The 18446-nt window shown below is 33.6% G+C and carries 17 protein-coding genes; 15 read left to right on the top strand and 2 right to left on the bottom strand.

Annotated features, from left to right (window positions below):
* Positions 1 to 495: 495 nt before the first annotated feature.
* Positions 496 to 1488, top strand: a complete 993-nt coding sequence (locus RTP52_RS12745; RefSeq protein ID WP_312371782.1) for an RNA polymerase sigma factor — start codon at positions 496 to 498, stop codon at positions 1486 to 1488.
* A gap of 44 nt (positions 1489 to 1532) precedes the next feature.
* Here RTP52_RS12745 and RTP52_RS12740 read toward each other — a convergent pair whose 3' ends face one another.
* Positions 1533 to 2432 carry an AraC family transcriptional regulator gene (locus tag RTP52_RS12740; RefSeq protein WP_312371781.1) on the bottom strand — a complete coding sequence of 300 codons (900 nt, stop codon included), beginning with the start codon at positions 2430 to 2432 and terminating at the stop codon, positions 1533 to 1535.
* Positions 2433 to 2737: 305 nt separating this feature from the next.
* On the opposite strand from RTP52_RS12740, the gene RTP52_RS12735 reads away from it, so the two are divergent.
* The 12 genes from RTP52_RS12735 (at position 2738) to RTP52_RS12680 (ending at position 14071) form a co-directional block, all read left to right on the top strand.
* Entirely contained in the window at positions 2738 to 3850 is a 1113-nt protein-coding gene (locus tag RTP52_RS12735; RefSeq protein ID WP_312106670.1) for an ABC transporter ATP-binding protein, read from the top strand.
* On the top strand, positions 3843 to 4856 hold the full coding sequence (locus RTP52_RS12730; RefSeq protein ID WP_312106668.1) for an ABC transporter permease: 1014 nt from the start codon (positions 3843 to 3845) through the stop codon (positions 4854 to 4856). Before RTP52_RS12735 ends, RTP52_RS12730 begins: the two co-directional genes overlap by 8 nt.
* 11 nt (positions 4857 to 4867) lie before the next feature.
* Positions 4868 to 5689: an ABC transporter permease gene (locus RTP52_RS12725; protein ID WP_312371780.1), complete on the top strand. Its 822-nt coding sequence runs from the start codon at positions 4868 to 4870 to the stop codon at positions 5687 to 5689.
* Positions 5690 to 5771: 82 nt separating this feature from the next.
* The gene (locus RTP52_RS12720) at positions 5772 to 7139 is read left to right on the top strand and encodes an extracellular solute-binding protein (protein ID WP_312371779.1); all 1368 of its coding nucleotides are present in this window, start codon (positions 5772 to 5774) and stop codon (positions 7137 to 7139) included.
* A 79-nt stretch (positions 7140 to 7218) separates the two neighbouring features.
* Positions 7219 to 9018 carry a hypothetical protein gene (locus tag RTP52_RS12715; protein ID WP_312371778.1) on the top strand — a complete coding sequence of 600 codons (1800 nt, stop codon included), beginning with the start codon at positions 7219 to 7221 and terminating at the stop codon, positions 9016 to 9018.
* A 307-nt stretch (positions 9019 to 9325) separates the two neighbouring features.
* Positions 9326 to 10261: a CPBP family intramembrane glutamic endopeptidase gene (locus RTP52_RS12710; RefSeq protein ID WP_312371777.1), complete on the top strand. Its 936-nt coding sequence runs from the start codon at positions 9326 to 9328 to the stop codon at positions 10259 to 10261.
* Entirely contained in the window at positions 10251 to 10643 is a 393-nt protein-coding gene (locus RTP52_RS12705) for a helix-turn-helix domain-containing protein (protein ID WP_312107146.1), read from the top strand. The genes RTP52_RS12710 and RTP52_RS12705 overlap by 11 nt, the downstream gene beginning before the upstream one ends.
* 7 nt (positions 10644 to 10650) lie before the next feature.
* Positions 10651 to 10791, top strand: a complete 141-nt coding sequence (locus RTP52_RS12700; protein ID WP_312107147.1) for a hypothetical protein — start codon at positions 10651 to 10653, stop codon at positions 10789 to 10791.
* A 92-nt stretch (positions 10792 to 10883) separates the two neighbouring features.
* Positions 10884 to 11411, top strand: a complete 528-nt coding sequence (locus RTP52_RS12695) for a GNAT family N-acetyltransferase (RefSeq protein ID WP_312371776.1) — start codon at positions 10884 to 10886, stop codon at positions 11409 to 11411.
* Between the two features lie 347 nt (positions 11412 to 11758).
* Positions 11759 to 12211 carry a MarR family winged helix-turn-helix transcriptional regulator gene (locus RTP52_RS12690; RefSeq protein ID WP_312107148.1) on the top strand — a complete coding sequence of 151 codons (453 nt, stop codon included), beginning with the start codon at positions 11759 to 11761 and terminating at the stop codon, positions 12209 to 12211.
* 39 nt (positions 12212 to 12250) lie between these two features.
* The gene (locus RTP52_RS12685; RefSeq protein ID WP_312371775.1) at positions 12251 to 13225 is read left to right on the top strand and encodes an ATP-binding cassette domain-containing protein; all 975 of its coding nucleotides are present in this window, start codon (positions 12251 to 12253) and stop codon (positions 13223 to 13225) included.
* A 15-nt stretch (positions 13226 to 13240) separates the two neighbouring features.
* Positions 13241 to 14071: an ABC transporter permease gene (locus RTP52_RS12680; RefSeq protein WP_312107150.1), complete on the top strand. Its 831-nt coding sequence runs from the start codon at positions 13241 to 13243 to the stop codon at positions 14069 to 14071.
* A 115-nt stretch (positions 14072 to 14186) separates the two neighbouring features.
* Here the strand turns inward: RTP52_RS12680 and RTP52_RS12675 are convergent, their stop codons facing one another.
* Positions 14187 to 14738, bottom strand: a complete 552-nt coding sequence (locus RTP52_RS12675; protein WP_312107196.1) for a TetR/AcrR family transcriptional regulator — start codon at positions 14736 to 14738, stop codon at positions 14187 to 14189.
* A gap of 156 nt (positions 14739 to 14894) precedes the next feature.
* On the opposite strand from RTP52_RS12675, the gene RTP52_RS12670 reads away from it, so the two are divergent.
* Positions 14895 to 15596, top strand: a complete 702-nt coding sequence (locus RTP52_RS12670; protein ID WP_312371774.1) for an ABC transporter ATP-binding protein — start codon at positions 14895 to 14897, stop codon at positions 15594 to 15596.
* A gap of 29 nt (positions 15597 to 15625) precedes the next feature.
* Complete coding sequence (locus tag RTP52_RS12665; protein ID WP_312371773.1) at positions 15626 to 18343, top strand: FtsX-like permease family protein; 2718 nt, start codon at positions 15626 to 15628, stop codon at positions 18341 to 18343.
* Positions 18344 to 18446 lie beyond the last annotated feature (103 nt).

Here is an 18446-nt window from a genome sequence, read left to right as displayed (position 1 = left end):
AAAGACGTTACGAGTAGCCGTTATTATGTTTGTTTGAGAAAGGGTACACTTATTGTAATGAGTAGAAGATACACTGGATTCGCTGATTGATTTCCTATATTTAGAAATGTATAATAAGATTAATATTGAGAATCGTAAAACTTTATAAAATTTAGAAGGTGTTAAACATGAACAATAACCAACTAATTGAATGGTTAAAAGAAAACGTCGGACCTGCTATAAAATTGAATTTGATAAAAGAATCATTGATTGATAAAGAATAATATAATGTAAACGCATTGACCCAAGAAATAAAACGACTAATTCATTATAGTAAGAGATTGAGATTTATGAGGAGGTTAAGAATTTCTAGATCTAATAAGATATAATGCAAATAAAATACACAAATAATCTTGCTAAGAAGAAAAATTTTATAATTTTTCCAACCTTTTTTATAAATCGACACACTATATATATGACAGTCAATAAATGAAAGCTTTCAAAAGAGGTAACCTAATGGATAAGATTTATGCAGACAAAATGATAGAAAAATATCAAACAATGTTTTATGGTTTTGCACTTTCTAAGGCATATACCATCGATGAGGCGGAGGAACTGGCAGCAAGAATAGTACTTGAAGCATATGTAACTCTTCTTAAGGTAGATGATATAAGTAACTGGGATGGTTACTTATATCGTATTGCAAGCGGCGTATATGCAAGATATGTAAAAGAAATTAAGCGTAATAGTAATTTTGCAATTGATGATATGGAGATTACATCGGATGTGGATTTTACAAAAGAGATAATGCAAAGTGAAGATTATAAACTAATTAAACGTGAAATTTCATGGCTAAGTAAAATCCAAAGAGAAATTATCTATATGCATTATTACGAAAACAATAAGATTTCTTACATAAGCCATGCTTTAAACCTTCCTGTAGGGACTGTCAAATGGCATCTACATGATGCTAAGAAAATCATGAAAGAAGGAATGGAAATAATGAGAAATAGTGGAGAATTAGGAATAAAACCTGTGAGTTTTTGTAATATGGGGCATAATGGATGGGCTGGTGATAAGGGTGACACTTCTGATTTCTTAAACACAAAATTACGTCAGAATATTGCATACTCAGCATATTTTGATGCAAAGACGGTATCTGAGATTGCAACAGAATTAGGTGTTTCTCCTGTATTTATTGAGGATGAAGTAGACATTCTTGAAGAATATGGCTTTCTTGATAAACTTAGTGGAAATAAATATTTAACAAATATAAAGATAGATAATGTACCACTCATAGCCTTTGATGAAATAATTAATTTACAAAAAGAGATATCGAAAATCATTTGTGATGAATATGTACCATTACTGGAAAGCAAATTTATTAATTATCATGAACTAGGTATTTATATACCTGAAAATGATTTTGGATATTTATTATGGTCATTGGTACCTATGTCATTAGGAGGTCAAACGTGTTCATTCGAATTACTTCTCATTCTAAATTAAAAAAGTCGCAAATCAAAATAAAGGGTTTGCGACTTTTTTATTAGCTATAAATCATGTGTGCATTTAGAGGATAAGGTTTTCATATATTGCTTTGGCGCGTATCCGGTGTATTTTTTGAATGTTCGGATAAAATGGGCATAGTTATAGAAACCGGATTTATCAGCAACCTCTTGTACGGAAAGATTTTGTTTCAAAAGTTTCGTAGCTAGTATAATTCGTTGGTTGATAATATAGTTATTCACGGAATATCCGGTAAATGTTTTAAAAATGGAACTTAAATAAGAAGGACTGATATAGAATCTTTCAGCTAAAGAGGTAATTGAAAGGTTATCTGAAAGATGATTATTAATATAAGACAAAATGTTTTGCATTCTATTTGTTTTGGGATCTTCATCTTCAATGGCGGGGATATTTGAGTTACTGGCAAAGTTATTTATTTGGAGCATTAATTCAGCAAATGCAATTTTTCTATAAAGAGGCAAAGCATAGGTATCCTGCGGATTTTCATAGGAATAGAGCTTATTAAAAAGAGAAAGGAATATCTGTGTTTGGTTGGTATTAAGGTGAAGGATATGTGGATGAGATTCCGTCTCAAATACTTCAAGTACGTTGTAATATTGACAAAAATCTGCAGTATAGTTGGGATCAAATTCAATTACATAGCGTTCAAATAACAGATTTGTATCGTTTATAATTCCATGAACATCCGCTCTGTTTAGTAATATTAAATCATTTTCACGAAGTGAATATACGGTTTCGTTAATTAGAAAACGCATATTACTGGACAGACAGAAAAAGATTTCAAAAAAATTATGTGTATGTAATCGATGTCCCCAATTAGTTTTTGTAATTACATGTTTGATACGGTAATCATTTTCAAACTCTTGATGAAAGAAAAATGTATCTAAATTTAAAGTATTTAGTGCTTGATATCTTTTATTCATAATAAATCCTCCATTAATGATATAAATAACATAAGTCATAAAATAGATAAAATCAATACAAAAATGATAAATAGTGAAAAAAATAATTTAAAAAGGGGGGTAAATTTTATGATTTACATAGAGTGAAAGAAAATAAATATACATTTAAGATAAAAATATACTAAAAATGGTTAGAAAATTAAATATTAAAGTGCAAAATCACAAGAAAGTAGAAAATGCAATAATTTGTGTGTAATAAGCAAAGAAAATGCACAATCAATCTATTATAATAAAGCCAAGATAAAAAGATACAGGGAGGAATTAAGGTGTCAACAGCAGTAAGGATTGAGAACGTGATAAAGAGATTCGGAAAGTTTGTTGCTAATGATAATGTGAATCTAGATATTAAAAGTGGAGATTTCGTATCACTTCTGGGACCTAGTGGTTGTGGAAAAACAACATTGCTTTCGATGATTTTAGGAATACAGGATATAACAGAGGGTAATATCTTCTTTGATGATAAACCTGTACAAGATATTCCTATTTATAAAAGAGATGTTGGGATGGTTTTTCAGAATTATGCATTATTTCCTCATATGACTGTTTATGATAATGTTGCTTTTGGATTAAAGATGAGAAAGTTATCAAAAGAAGAGATTAAAAAAATGGTCACAGAAGCATTAAGTCTTGTTAAATTGGAAGGGTTAGAAAAAAGATATCCGAGGGAACTTTCAGGAGGGCAGCAGCAACGAGTTGCATTTGCCAGAGCAATCGTGGTTAAGCCAAGAGTTTTATTATTAGATGAGCCATTGTCCAATTTAGATGCACAGCTTCGTGAAGAGATGAGATTTGAATTAAAAAGATTACATAAAGCATTAGGGATTACGACGATATATGTAACACATGATCAGATAGAGGCTTTGTCCATGTCTACCAAGATTGCGGTAATGAAAGATGGTATTGTCCAACAATATGGAACTCCTCTTCAGATTTTTCATACGCCAGCTAATAATTTTGTAGCTAAATTTGTTGGATATTCTAATTTCCTTACAGGGACGGTAATTAAGGTAGAAGATAATCTGATTACTATGAAAGATGAGAAATATGGATATGTAATTGAAGCTGATATTACAGAACAAAAGTATAAAGAAGAAATTAATATGGGCGATAAGGTAACAGCGACAATTAAGCCAGAGAGTGTCCAATTGCTAGATGGTACAGGAACGGGCGGGCAGAATGTTTTTGATGTGGTTGTTCAAATGAATGATTATACAGGAACAGCAACTCGGTATGAACTTACAACCAAAGAAGGCTTTGAAGTAAAAGCAAGTGAACCTGGATATAGTAATTATCCTCAAGGGACACATATGAAAGTAGTATTTAGAAAAGATCGTATGACTCTGATAAAAATGAATGAAGGAGGAATGCAGCATGAATAAAAAAATTCGAAAAGGTGATTTTTTTATGCTGCTTCCGTCCATCATACCAATTGCAGTTTTATTTATTGCACCGTTAGTCTATTCCTTGGTGCTAGCTTTTTCTAACCCGGTTGTAAATGAAAGTGGGAAGGCTATTTATACGGATGGACAGTATGAGTATTTCTATAATGCGAAAATAAATCGTTATGATCAAATGGATGAAGATAGAAGTACTGGGGTGGTATTAAAACCTTTTGAAATTAAATCACAGACAGATGTTTATAAAGAAGTTACCGATTATGGAATCACCAATTTTAAGAAGTTTTTTTCTACTAAAAAATATATAATAACCATCTGGAATACCTTTAAATTGGTAATACCGGCAGCTATTATTCAGTTCCTTTTGGCATTTTCTATGGCGTATTTTCTACGAGGAAAGATAAAAGGGAAATTGGTTTACAATACATTGATTATTTTTCCTTTGACGCTAGGGGCACTGATTATAGCAGCAGGAATGACAAATTTCTTTGGAGCAGGAGGATGGTTCAACTCAGTTTTGATGACTTTGGGAATTATAGATAAGCCAATTAAGATTTTGTATTCATATTGGGGTACTTTTATCTCCTTGATAATTAGTGGAACACCGTTCCTTTTCTCAGGATTTTTACCGATTTGTGAGGGCATAGATCCAAATTTGGAAATTGCAGCTCAGACCCTTGGAGCAAATCCAGTAAAAGCATTTATAAAAGTGTTTTTACCTTTGGCAATTCCGTCACTACTAAGTATTCTTTCATTGAATATGGTTTTAAATATGGCTACTTATCCATCGGCAGTATTAGTCGGAAATCCAATTGGATCCACAAGATTACTGGCAGTTGCAGCATTTGAAGAATTCCAGCAGAATTTGAATTATAATATGGCTGCTACGATTTCGCTTGTATTAACTGCAAGTCAATTATTGATTATTGGTGTCATCAGTGCTATTCGTAAGAAATTCTATATCGGATACGGTGGATCATTTAAGTAGGGAGGAAGACCATGAAAGCAAAGTCAAGAAAAAATCTGACAAGAATTCCATTTTATATAATTATGTTTACGTTTATTTTATTTGTTGTTGGAATTTTTGCCACTGTAGTAATAGGTTGCTTTTCGAATGATTGGAGTAAAACTTTTCTACCTAAGTCGTTTAGTACCTTTTATTTGAAACAAGCATGGACAAATTATGGAATTGCAAAATATTATTTGGTTTCCGTGGAAATTGTAGTAGTAGCCACATCATTGTCACTGATATGTGTCATTCCGACAGCCTATGTTATGGCTCGAAAAGAGATGAAGATAAAAAGTTTACTTCATCAATTTTTTCAGCTTCCAATTCTTTTGCCAGAGTTACTGATAGGTATTCCGCTAGCAACGATATTCTATAGTATCGGAATTGCAGAAAGTTACGGTGTAGTAGTTGCAATACTGATTGTGATTGGAATTCCATTTGGATTATCTATTTTAATACCTTTTATAGAAGCGTTGGATGAACGTGTAGAAATAGCAGCGGAGACTTTAGGAGCAAATAAATTTAAGGTTTTCACCAAGATCATTATTCCACAGCTGATACCAGGGGTTGTTTCAACGTTAATCAATGTGTTTGTAAGGTTGTTTACAAACTACACTTTAGTCTTGTTAGTTGGAGGACCTAAGACATTTACTCTGACAATTAAAGTTTTTAATGTTCTATCAAATGCAAAAACAGAGCCTCAAGCTCTTTTGAATTCACTTACACTTTATTATATGTTGCCAATGCTTATTTTTACTTTCCTGACACTTGTTTTGGAAAAGATGTTGAAGAAGCGTTTTGGTGGAAAATAAATAAGACTCTATACCCGAAAGGTATAAGTTCCTCTCAGAAGAAAATGAGGGGATATAACTAAAAAATTAAGGAGGATATGAAATGAAAAACAAATTTGCAAAAACTACAGTAGCAATAGTATTGATTGCTACCATGTTGGTTGGATGTGGAAGTACTGGGCAGAAACAGAAGGATGTTAATAGTAATGCAGTAGGCAGTAAAGAAGCTGATAGTAAAGATGCTGATAGTAAAGCAGCTGACAGTAAAGAAGTAGATTCTGGAGAAAAGAAAACTTTTACGATTTACAATGCAGCCGGAGCACCAGGTTATCATGAGCAGGTAGTTTTGAAAAAGTTTAAGGAAGAGTTTGGAGATAAATATGATATCCAATATGAAACTATTTCAGGACCAGATGTAGTAGCAAAAATTGAAGCGCAAGGACTCCAAAAGGGAAATGGAAATGTCAATATTGTAATGTCAGGAGATTCTGATATTGTGACTGGATTGGGATCAGGTATTTGGGCTGATTTATCAGGAGAAGCAAATGCATTGAATATAACAGATTTAACAGATTTAGGTAAGCAGGTATGGGATTCATATGACTCATCAGCAGTGCCGATTTCCATTGAACCATCTCAGTCGGCTATTACATATATGCCAGATACTGAGAAAGGTAAAATTATTGACGTAGCAGTAGGCGTAGATGGTGCAATTACTTATGATGAAATTATAAAATTGTTTAATGATAATCCGGATATGAAGTTAGGATGTGGAAGATTTCCTAAATCAGGACCTGAAGCAATTTTTGCATATGGAATGATGAAAGAATTTGATAAATATAATACAGATGAGGTTCCACAAAATTCAATTGTTAAGATGAAAACTTTGTATGCAAATGGAAGGGTTAATCTTTATGAAGGTACAAGTGATACTTTTAAAGATTTAACAGCAGGTAATGTAGATATGACACCGCATACACTATCTTGGTTTTATCGTTTATATGCTTTGAAAATGGAGGAATCTACATTAACAGATAATTTAAAGGTGGACGCATTGGGTTTGGAAAATGCAAAGTTTGCTTATATAGTAGATGAAAATAATAAACCACTGCCTGCAATCCTTACAAATCATTGCTATCTGATTCCTTCAAATCTGAGTGATGAAGATTACAACATATCGATGGAATTTATGAAGTGGGTTACTCAGCCAGAAATGAATGCAGAAGTATTGACTGTATTAGCAGCTCCATCTTATAAGAGTGCAACACCAGATTTAATCAAAGATGAAGATGTTAAGCTAGTTTGGAATGCAGTACAGAAATATTATCCAGAGCAATTCCTCGAAGAAGTAAATGGAATTAAGAAAATTAAGACAACAGATCGCGTCTGTTTAATGCCAGTAACAGATGTTGGAATTAATAATACATTGAAGACTGCATGGCAGGAACAGCTAGAATCGAAAATAAAATAATGAAATAAAAAGGAAAAGTTTTTATAGCAGGCGGTGTTACGCTGCCTGCTATATTTATTGAAAATGAAGGTGGTATAAGGTGGAAAGAACAACTCGCGAAGATATACTAGTGTATGATATGGTCCATAATAATCCGGGATTAGCGCCATATGAAACTCAATATAACAGTCCAGAATTTTTGAAAAAGAGAGGATATGATGGACAGGTGTTTGATATCTTTCAGTGTGCACAGTTCGGGATTACATGGGATTATCTTGACAGTAAAAATCCAGAAAGAGAAAAGGTGTACCTAGAAGGTAGTAAAGAACGTATATGGGCTTTAGAAAAACAGCAAGAATTAAAGAAGAAATACCAAGCAGCTAAAAAAATAGGGTTGAATGTGATGTTTATGATGGATATCATTGTTCTACCATTAAGAATAAAAGAAATCTATTCGGAGATTTTGAATGAATCTGGAAAGATTGATATCAAAAAGGCTGAGACGAAAGAAATACTGGATTCATTATTCAATGAGATGTTTCATGTGTTTCCAGAAATAGATGGCATTTATATTCGTTTTGGAGAAACATATGTAGGTGAAAAGTTTAATACGCCGTATCATTTTGGAAATAATCCAATACTAGATTCTGCAGAAGAATATCATATTTTCTTGATCCAATATCTACAAGAAAAAGTTTGTAACGAATATAAACGGAATATATATTATCGATCCTGGGGATTTGGAGCATTTCAGTTTGATCCAGCTTATTATTTGAAAATCAGTAATTCTATTGAAGTGAATCCTAAATTCTATTTTTGTATCAAACATACTGCTGGGGATTTTCATAGGACATTTCCATTTAATCAATGCCTAAACATAGGAAAACACAAACAAGTGATAGAGATTCAAGCGGCACGTGAATATGAAGGAAAAGGTGCTTATCCAAATTATATTGGTGATGGTGTAATCAATGGATATGAAGAGTTTAAGTGGATGATGAAAGAGAATGAAGCCCAATGCTTGAAGGATGTAATCAATCTTCCAGACTCCTTAATTGCAGGTGTATGGACATGGTCTAGAGGCGGTGGTTGGGATGGGCCATATATTAATGGGAAGAATGGAAGGAATGGTGAAGTCGTTGTTGCAGCAGGGTGTGAATTGTGGCCGGATGCCAATGCATATGTTATTTTAAAGTGGACAAAGGATACGTCACATTCTGAGAAATATTATGCACTTCAATATGCTGAAATGGAATTACATATGTCACATAAAGATGCCGAAATCTTCTATGAAATTCTCCTGTTATCAGAAAAAGCTGTTTTATTAGGACGTGGAACGAATACAGTGAAATATGACTGGGATGTGTTTTGGACGAGAGATCAGAACATTGAATATTCACGTATGCTCTCTAATATTGAAAGTGCTAGGAAAACAGAATGCCTTGATTTAATGCTGAATGAAAGAAAACGTAGTGTGGATTTGTGGAAAAATATTGTTTGTTTGGCTGAAAGTTTATCTGAATCAGTTGAAAAGAAAGCATATATTTTAACTACCTGTAAATATGGATTTTATTTATATAGTTTATATGAGGTGATGTATCGTGGGAATGCACTAGCTTTAGAAGGGGGGCATAAGAAAGAAGTTGCTTCAGCAATTGAAGAATATGAAGAGCTTTGGGAAAAATGGAAACAGTTGTATGAGACGGAAGAAGGATGTCCAACTTTATATGAAAAAGATGATAAATTTCTGGATTTGATGGGGTATGATTGGAATAAAGGGTTTGATTCAGCTATCAATCCAATTCGCAAATTAGATATAGAAGGAAATATTCTTCCGGAAAATCGCATAGAGATTTCGAAAGAGGGTACATGGGGATTGACTGGAAAAGGACTAAATTAACTTATAGAGGCTAACAAATAATAACACATTGAGCAAACGGTATGCTGTAAATTCAACATAAAAGTAAGAATGATGTTTAACAGATATGATTTGCCTTATTTTAATTTATTAAGGTGTATTATGAAAGTAGGAAAAATTTTGCTACATGACTCGATAATAAACGCTATATATAAATCAGTAATTAAAAGGATGCAATGAATGTTAACGTAAATGTTCATATTAATTGACAGATTGGTGATGTACATATATAGCCTAATGCTCCCTTGTTTGATAATCTTTTTTTATTAAACAAGGGAGGTCTCATAATATGAGAAAAATAATAAATTTCATACGAAATATAAACCCGATTAAAAATAGCGAAAACTCTTCTACTGAATATGTTGTACAAAAGTTACTGGCGTTTATTTTTATCAAAGAAATATCTGCAATTATAATGGAAGCTCTTATTATAATCATGTTCTTTGTATTTGGTTATGACATTATTAACGGAAGAATGCCTACTGGTGAAATAGTTCGCTTAATACCTTTATATGGATACCTGGGGTTTGGAATTATAACAATATTATATGTTATAAGAATAGAGAAGCAAACTTTGCAATCAATAAAAATCAAATTAAACTCTAGATTTTTGATAAAGTTTATCAAAAATACTTTTTTCGGTGTTCTATTAATTGCCATTATCATTACCTTTCTTTGTATGAGTGGATTTTATGGCTTTACTGGTTTTAACAGTAAGAGTATTATAATAATCATAAGTTATTTTATTGCCTATTCTATTCAGGGTTCAGTAGAGGAGATAATGTGTAGAGGATTCTTGCAGAATACGTTACAAAGAAAAGTGAGTTGCAAAGTAGCAATCTTTTTTAGTTCAGTTATGTTTATGCTACCTCATGTAAAGAACTTTAGTGAAATGCCGGTTATTCTAAGGTGGATTGCTATTATAAATTTAATTTTAGTTTCTCTTTTATTTTCTTTTGCTGTTATAAAAGATGCTTCATTATCATCAGCATGTGGTATTCATGTTGGATGGAATTTTGCATTAGGATTTATTTTTGGACTGAATCTTAGTGGGGCTAATTTTTCAGAAGGAATTATACAAATCAATGTTAATTCAAGTCTTGATCTGATTACGGGAGGAAGTTATGGTATAGAAGCAAGTATAATATTGATACCAGTATTACTTTTTATTGATATTATATATTTCGTCAAGATAATGAAGGGAGCAAAATACGATGGAATTTAGTAATCGATTATATAATCTTAGAAAGCAAAGTGGATTATCCCAAGAAGAATTGGGAAATAAACTTAATGTATCACGTCAAACCGTGTCTAAATGGGAAGTTGGTGATACTAATCCAGACATGGAAAGATTAGTAATGCTATCAGATTTATTTCAGGTATCATTAGATGAATTAATTCTGGGGATAAAGCCCGAAGCAAAAAACGAACAGGATGTTAAATATTCTATGATAACTGAGATCACAGAGAAGATTTATAAAAAAGATAATAAGCAGAAGATTAAAAAGATTTTGAAAGTGGTTGGAATAATAGTAGGTATCCTTTTAGTAGTTGATATTATATCAATGGTAATATTCTTTGTTTTGAAAGGGGTACCACAGTATTAGTTATAAAATGATTATGACATCAACCCAAGTTGATGAAAGTTCACAACATTTCTATCGTAAGCTTGGTTATAAAGATTGTGGTTGCCTAGTGCTAGATATTCCAGGTTTTGAACAGCCACTTGAGATGTTTATGGCAAAAGCTCTCTAAACTATCAAAAAATGTTTAGAGCACTTTATAAATTCTGCAATAGAGTACTATTACGTAGTTAGGTTATTATTTTATAAACAAAGGAGATAAACATGTATATTGAGTTAAAAACAGAAAGGTTAATTTTGCGACCATTAAATATTAAGGATTTAAACACAGTTCATGTTTATGCCTCAGATATTGAAAATACTAGATTTATGATACATTTACCTAATGACACGATAGAAGAAACATCACAATTTTTAACACACGTAACCAATGAGTGGCAGAAAGATGAACCTAATTTTTATGAATTTGCTATAACTCTTGAAGGAACGCAAATTGGTGCTGTATCTGTTTATTTTAATGATCACCGAACCGAAGGTGAACTAGGCTGGATACTTAATAAGAAATATTGGGGTAAAGGTTATGCAACGGAAGCAGCTATGGCAGTAAGAGATTTTGTAGTAAATGAACTGAAATTTACTAATTTAATAGCACATTGCGATTTTAGGAATACCGCATCATGTAATGTTATGAAAAAAATAGGATTAACCTTAGTAATGGACGATGGTGTAAGGCAATATCCAAAAACCTCAGAAATTGCAAGAGAGTTAATGTTTTCAGCACAAAAAGCATAATTTCATAGATGTAACGAATGAAATATAAAATTCCGGGAAAAGGAGAAGTCCGTAGTAGATCTAACTACGGACTTTTCTTATTGTGCAAACGAGCTCATGCTCTACGGTGAAGGCAAGCTTTAGGTGAAAATAGGCTTCCAAACAAGTCAAGGTTCAGTAACTACAAGGAGTCACTTATAGTGAGTATGGAAAAACTAATTAAAAATAAACAAAAAATATCTGAAATTTTAGCAATAATGATAATAGTTATTATTATTAGAAAGGCATATAATATAAAATAATTCGTATACGAAATATTCTGATACGAAGTATTATTTATCTAAATATTATTATTAGAGGTGATTATTATGGATCATAAGGAAGGTTTCATGATTAACTCTCTTCTGAAAGATATCAACTATGAGTTAAATAATCGTTTACGATGTACCTTCCGGCATACGGAATATACAGTCCCACAGATTACTGCATTACAAATTCTATATGAGAATAAAAAAATGACGTTATCTGAACTAAGTTATAAAATGAAGCTATCAAACAGTACTGTTTCTGGGATTATTGACCGATTAGAAAAGCAGGAACTGGTAGAACGAATTCGAAGTACAGAGGATAAGCGAATCGTCTATATTACACTCTCAAAGAAAAGCAACTTTATTGAAGAACATATTCAACATCACGTAGATAAGTATCTTGGTAGTCTAGTGGAAAAAGCTACCAGGGAAGATCTTCAGCTTATCTTGAAAGGACTTCAAACTCTAAAAGGGCTATTACATGACAGCGATATAAAAGAGGATAAGAATTAGAGAAGAATTTAATAAAATTTTAAAAGGAGTTGATACTAAATGGAAAATATAATTGAAATAAAAGGATTAAAGAAAAGTTATGACAAATTTGAAGCAGTAAAAGATGTAACCTTTAATGTAAAGAGCGGAGAAATATTCGGTTTCCTAGGTCCTAATGGGGCTGGTAAAAGTACTACCATCAATATGCTTTCAACTATGAAAAAACCTAGTGCAGGGGTAGCATTGATAAATGGATTTGATATTGTAAAAGAGAAAGAGCAAGTTAGACAAAGCATAGGAATTATTTTTCAGGAAAATACCCTGGATGATAAGCTTACAGCCTATGAAAATCTACTTCTTCATTGCCAATTATATCATGTAGATAAGAATGTACGGGAGGAAAGAATATCTGAGGTTCTTGAGATGGTAGAGCTAACTGACAAGAAAGATAAAATAGTGAAGACCTTTTCCGGAGGAATGAAAAGAAGGCTTGAAATTGCCAGAGGATTACTTCATTATCCGAAGGTAATTTTCCTAGATGAACCAACGGTTGGTCTTGATCCACAAACAAGAGAACACATTTGGCAATATATACTTAAACTGAAGGAAAAAGCTGGAATAACGGTATTTCTAACCACGCACTATATGGATGAAGCCGAAAATTGTGATCGAATCGCTGTTATTGATGATGGAAGAATCATTGCAATGGATACACCAGAAGGTTTAAAGAATGGTTTGGGTGGTGATTTGATGGAATTGTCTACAGAGAATAACACTAGGGCCGTTGAAATTATTCGTGTAAAATATCATAAGGATCCAAAAATGAAAGATGGAACTATTGTCTTTCAAGTAGATAAAGGCAATGAATTCCTGGTTGATTTTGTTAAGTCCTTTGAGCTTCCAATACAAAGTATAAATTTAAGAAGACCTACTTTAAATGATGTGTTCTTAAATCTTACCGGACGTGAAATACGCGAGGATACTCAGTTAAAGAAGGAAGCAACAGATACTTCAAACAAGAAAGATAACAAATAAGGAAGGTGAATAATTATGGAAGCAATATTATCAATATGGAAAAGAGACATTATAAAATCTATTAGGGATAAGGCAAGTCTGATTGGAAACTTAGCACTTCCCATTTTACTTCTCATCATCTTTGGCAGTGGTATGGGAGGAGTTATAAAATCTATGGCAAATGGAGTCAGTTTTAACGATGCATCGATTGATTTTAATTTTATCAAATTTATGTTTCCAGGAGTGGTTGGTATCACTATCTTTAGTACCGCGGTTATTTCTGCTTTAACAGTTGTTCAGGATCGTGAGTTTGGTTATCTTCGTGAGATGTTAGTAGCGCCTATACCAAGAGGCTCAATCTCTCTTGGAAAGGTACTGGGTGGAAGTACGGTAGCTGTAATTCAGGGATTAATCATATTATTATTATCACCATTGATCGGTATCTCCTTAAATTTTACCATGATATTAAAGCTGATACCAGCTATGCTAGTACTAGCATTTACTGTATCTTCCCTAAGTCTTTATGTAGCTACCTTTGTAAAAAGCTCACAAGGATTTCACACGGCACTTACTATGTTGATGTTACCAATGATTTTCTTATCAGGCTCCATATTTCCGTTAACGGGAAGCCCTGCATGGATGGAATTTCTAGTTAAAATAAATCCCGTAACCTATGGTGTCGATATGTTTAAAAAAATTCTTCTTGGATCGCAAGATATGCCAGAGGCACTTCAAGATGTAATGGGATTAAATCTAAGTGTATTTGGTTATTCCCTTACAGAATATACAGATTTTATACTGGTTCTTGCAATCGGTATACTCTTAATTTTACTTGCAACCAGAAGAATGAAAAAAATGGAGGCATAAGGGCCTTCAGCGATGGCTCCCTTCCTTGTTATTTTATTACCAGTCTGAATAATAAATTACCGCCAATCATTTATAATGGTTGGCGGTTTTTATGTTTATTTCGTATTTGCTAAATTTACCTCTTTGGAAATATATTTGGAACCATAAAGGAAATAAACTGATCAATAGTCATCTGAGAATTAGAGTTCCACTTGGTTACAGTGGCTAATATACCAGAAAGATAGAATTCTGCTAAAAGCTCTATCTGATAATCATTATAACCCTCTGTTTGGATAAAAAAACGGTTCAAAAGTGGCCAAAGAATTTCCTTTAGGCGGGTAGTGAATTGGGGATCACCGTGGTCACTTAATAGTACGACTGAATACCTAGAATAGGTTTGCATCAGTTCCACAAAGGTACCCATATTTTTAGAAATATCGAAGGTATCATTTACACAAAGATACTCCATGACTGCTTCTTGTATTTTATCTAATATATAGTTTTCGATTTGAGTAAGGATGTCATAGACATCCTTATAATACAGATAAAAAGTTCCACGGTTATATCCGGCAAGATCAGTGATTTCCTTAATGGATATCTTTTCGACTGGCTTTTCGGTATAAAGATTCCAAAAGGCTTCTCTTAAATTTGCCATAGTTTGTTTCGTAATTTGAGGCTGTTTTTTCATACGGATATCCTCCTTTGGAAATATGATAACACATCAACAAGCTAGCTTCAAGTCACTCAACATTCTGTCTAGTATTGTTGATTGATGAACGGATTCAGGATGTGTATACTGAAATTTAGTCAACAGGTTGTTGAATAACATAAGGGAGAGAATACTATGGGATACATTGAATTTAATCATATTTCTAAGGAATACCACGCGGGTGAAACATCCATAAAAGCACTTGACGATGCCACATTTTATGTGGAAAAGGGAGAGCTTGCCGTTGTATTAGGTGCATCAGGTGCCGGAAAAACAACTGCACTTAATATTTTAGGGGGTATGGATGTTCCAACCAAAGGACAGATCCTGGTGGATGGAAATGACATAACAAAATATAATAAAAAACAGCTGATTGATTACAGACGCTCAGATATTGGGTTCGTTTTTCAGTTTTATAATCTGGTTCCAAACCTGACGGCATTAGAAAATGTGGAACTGGCTGTCCAGGTTTGTAAAAATGCATTGAATGCAACGGAGACGATGGATAAGGTTGGTCTTTCAGAGCGAAAGGGAAATTTCCCAGCACAGCTTTCCGGTGGTGAGCAGCAGCGGGTATCTATTGCACGAGCACTATCAAAAAATCCGAAACTTCTGTTATGTGATGAACCTACCGGTGCATTAGATTACAATACAGGGAAGCAGATTTTGCAGTTATTACAGGATACCTGTAGAAAAGAAAATATTACAGTGATACTCATCACTCATAATTCAGCCTTAGCTCCAATGGCTGACCGCTTAATCCGATTTAAGAGTGGAAAAGTAGTCGAAATTATTCAGAATGAGCACCCGACTCCTATATCAGATATTGAATGGTAAAAGCTACGATGAGATCGCCGGATGGCAGAATGAGAGGAAATATGAAAAAGGCATACAATAAAGATATTTGGCGTTCAATGAAAAAAGGGAAAAGGCGTTTTTTTTCTATCATGCTAATTACTGCTCTAGGAGTTACCATGCTAACAGGGATCAAAGCAGCGTGCGTGAATCTGCGTTATTCTGCGGATGATTTTTTTGACAGACAGAATCTCTTTGATATTAGTGTTGTTTCAACATTAGGATTAACAGAAGATGATGTTCAGGCTCTGAAAGAACTGGAAAGCATTAATATGGCAGAAGGAGCTTTTAATAAAACTGTCTATACTCCAAATGGGGATAAAAAGCAAAGTGTGGAGATGAAAACTTTCAGTGAAACTGGGATAAACGTTCCATATCTTATAGAGGGGAATCTCCCACAAAAAGCAGATGAAATAGCAGTAACAGAAAAATATAGAAAAGAGACTGGAAAATCAATTGGAGATACCTTAATTATTGAAGACAAGGCTGAGGGAACAGAGGACGGCACAGGAGTAGGGGGAGATAAAAAAGAAGATGCAAAAGAAGATAATTTGGATTTAAAAGACGAGAAACCGACTTTCATTCATACGAGTTATAAAATTACCGGAATTGTTACGGATGTTATGGATGTCAATAGCAACGATGGTGCGGTGTCATTTCGCTCCACAGCCACAACAGACTATACATTTTTTGTATTACAAGAAGCGGTAAATTCGAATATCTATACAGAAGTTTATTTGACGCTGGCTGATAGTAGTAAACTGTTATGCTATTCAAAAGATTATGAAAACTATGTAACACAGGTTTTAAATACTATTGAATCCCAGTTGAAAGGGAAAAGAGAACAGGCGCGTTATGATGAACTAACCAGTGAGGCTTATAGGAAGCTTTCGGATTCTGAACAGGAGATGAAGGAGGCATTTGCTAAGGCAGAACAAGAAATTTCGTATGTAGAAGCTGAATTTGGAGCAGAAGCAGTTTCGGAAAGTAAAAAAGAATTTGAGGCGAAACGGGCTCAAGCGGAGGTAAAACTAGGGGAAGCCCGTAAAGAAATTGAAGAAATAGAAATGCCGCAGTGGTATGTGCAAGATCGTACCTCTTTAAGCGGCTATGGAAATATTAAAAATGATGCCGCCAGTATAGAGACGATTGGTACCATATTTCCTATTCTTTTCTTTGTCGTAGCAATTCTAATCAGTCTGACTACCATTACCAGAATGGTTGAGGAAGACCGTGGATTAATAGGCACATATAAGGCATTGGGCTTTAAAAACAGGGAGATCAGAAGAAAATATCTTTTGTATTCCTTTATAGCATGTCTTTTTGGAGGAATTTTGGGAGATCTCTGTGGTTATATCGTACTACCCCAAATTATATTTATCATTTTTAAAACAATGTATCTACTTCCAGAATATCTGTTGAAGTTTGATCTGATCTATGGTATTGGAGGGGTATTATTATTTATCATAGGAATCGTTGGGGCGACGACTCTCTCATGTCATGCGGAACTAAAACAAATGCCTGCGGTGCTGATGAGGCCAAGATCTCCACTCGCTGGATCACGAGTTGCCTTAGAATATGTGACACCTATATGGAGAAGGCTATCTTTTTTAAATAAAGTAACAGCCAGAAACTTATTCCGATACAAGAAGCGTATGATAATGACGGTATCTGGAATTATGGGGTGTACTGCATTGGTTCTTTGTGGATTTGCTATTAAGGATTCTGTGACTGAACTGATGCCAAAGCAATATGAGAACACATATCTTTATGATTTAATGGTAATAGCATCATCAAAGGATAATGAAAAGCTGTTGTCTTATATCAGAGAGGATGAAAATGTTTCAGAGTTTATCAATGTACAAATTGACTCGGTCAAAATAAAAAATAGAGATGGTAATGAAGAAAAGGTACAGCTGATTGTAGTGCCAGATGGAAAGACCTTGGAATCGTTTATCCAGTTGGAAAATATAGAAGATAAAGCAGTCAAGCTAGATGAGAGTGGAATTATAGTTACACAGAATGCAGGTATTGTACTGGATTTTAAAAAGGGGGACATGGTATCCTTACAAAATTTAAAACTAGTGCAGGCAAAAGTGGAAGTTAGCGAATTAGTCAAAAATTATTTGGGAAATAACGTGTATATGACACAGAAGGTTTATGAAAATTTGTTTGGCATCTATGAACCAAATGGTGTGTTAGCAAATTTGACTGATACTAATAAGAATCACTCTGATTACGCAGAGGAACTGGCAGGAAAAGATGGAGTAATTTCTGCTATTAGCACAGAAAATTTGAAAGAGGAATTTGCATCTGCATTTTCACTCATCAATATGGTTGTCTATATCTTAATTATAATGGCAGCAGGATTGGCATTTGCTGTATTGTTTACACTGTCTACGACAAACATTTCAGAGCGCGAACGAGAACTGGCAACGATTAAGGTGCTAGGTTTTTATGATAAAGAAGTTCATTTGTACGTGAATAAAGAGACTTTCATATTGACGGGAATCGGAATTTTGCTTGGATTACCATTAGGATATATTATCGGCAACTGTTTAACTTATGCACTTAAGATGCCATCCATTTATTTTGCAGTTTCTATTCATCCAATCAGCTATGTGATTTCTGCTGTAATGTCCTATATTTTTGCTCTATTGGTGAATTTGATTACTGATCGGTCGTTGGATGTAATTGATCCGATCGAGGCTCTAAAAAGCATTGAGTAATAAGAAAGAATTGAAACCTTGATTGGAATAATATTGAGAGAGAAGTATAGCAAAGAAGTCGTAGTTTGATTATTTTGCTTTACCTCTCTCTTTTTAAGACTTT

It is taken from the genome of Lachnoclostridium sp., from assembly GCF_031997925.1.
Lineage (GTDB): Bacteria > Bacillota > Clostridia > Lachnospirales > Lachnospiraceae > Lachnoclostridium.
Note: the sequence above shows the minus strand (reverse complement) of the source record. Positions and strands in the feature narration are given on the sequence as shown.

What these genes read in the sequence shown, in the direction of transcription:
- RTP52_RS12745 (WP_312371782.1), top strand. Translation starts at nt 496, where the DNA reads ATGGATAAGATTTATGCAGACAAAATGATAGAAAAATATCAAACAATG.
- RTP52_RS12725 (WP_312371780.1), top strand. Translation starts at nt 4,868, where the DNA reads ATGAAAGCAAAGTCAAGAAAAAATCTGACAAGAATTCCATTTTATATA.
- RTP52_RS12665 (WP_312371773.1), top strand. Translation starts at nt 15,626, where the DNA reads ATGAGAGGAAATATGAAAAAGGCATACAATAAAGATATTTGGCGTTCA.
- RTP52_RS12685 (WP_312371775.1), top strand. Translation starts at nt 12,251, where the DNA reads ATGGAAAATATAATTGAAATAAAAGGATTAAAGAAAAGTTATGACAAA.
- RTP52_RS12730 (WP_312106668.1), top strand. Translation starts at nt 3,843, where the DNA reads ATGAATAAAAAAATTCGAAAAGGTGATTTTTTTATGCTGCTTCCGTCC.
- RTP52_RS12680 (WP_312107150.1), top strand. Translation starts at nt 13,241, where the DNA reads ATGGAAGCAATATTATCAATATGGAAAAGAGACATTATAAAATCTATT.
- RTP52_RS12675 (WP_312107196.1), bottom strand. Translation starts at nt 14,738, where the DNA reads ATGAAAAAACAGCCTCAAATTACGAAACAAACTATGGCAAATTTAAGA.
- RTP52_RS12740 (WP_312371781.1), bottom strand. Translation starts at nt 2,432, where the DNA reads ATGAATAAAAGATATCAAGCACTAAATACTTTAAATTTAGATACATTT.
- RTP52_RS12705 (WP_312107146.1), top strand. Translation starts at nt 10,251, where the DNA reads ATGGAATTTAGTAATCGATTATATAATCTTAGAAAGCAAAGTGGATTA.
- RTP52_RS12695 (WP_312371776.1), top strand. Translation starts at nt 10,884, where the DNA reads ATGTATATTGAGTTAAAAACAGAAAGGTTAATTTTGCGACCATTAAAT.
- RTP52_RS12720 (WP_312371779.1), top strand. Translation starts at nt 5,772, where the DNA reads ATGAAAAACAAATTTGCAAAAACTACAGTAGCAATAGTATTGATTGCT.
- RTP52_RS12690 (WP_312107148.1), top strand. Translation starts at nt 11,759, where the DNA reads ATGGATCATAAGGAAGGTTTCATGATTAACTCTCTTCTGAAAGATATC.
- RTP52_RS12710 (WP_312371777.1), top strand. Translation starts at nt 9,326, where the DNA reads ATGAGAAAAATAATAAATTTCATACGAAATATAAACCCGATTAAAAAT.
- RTP52_RS12670 (WP_312371774.1), top strand. Translation starts at nt 14,895, where the DNA reads ATGGGATACATTGAATTTAATCATATTTCTAAGGAATACCACGCGGGT.
- RTP52_RS12700 (WP_312107147.1), top strand. Translation starts at nt 10,651, where the DNA reads ATGATTATGACATCAACCCAAGTTGATGAAAGTTCACAACATTTCTAT.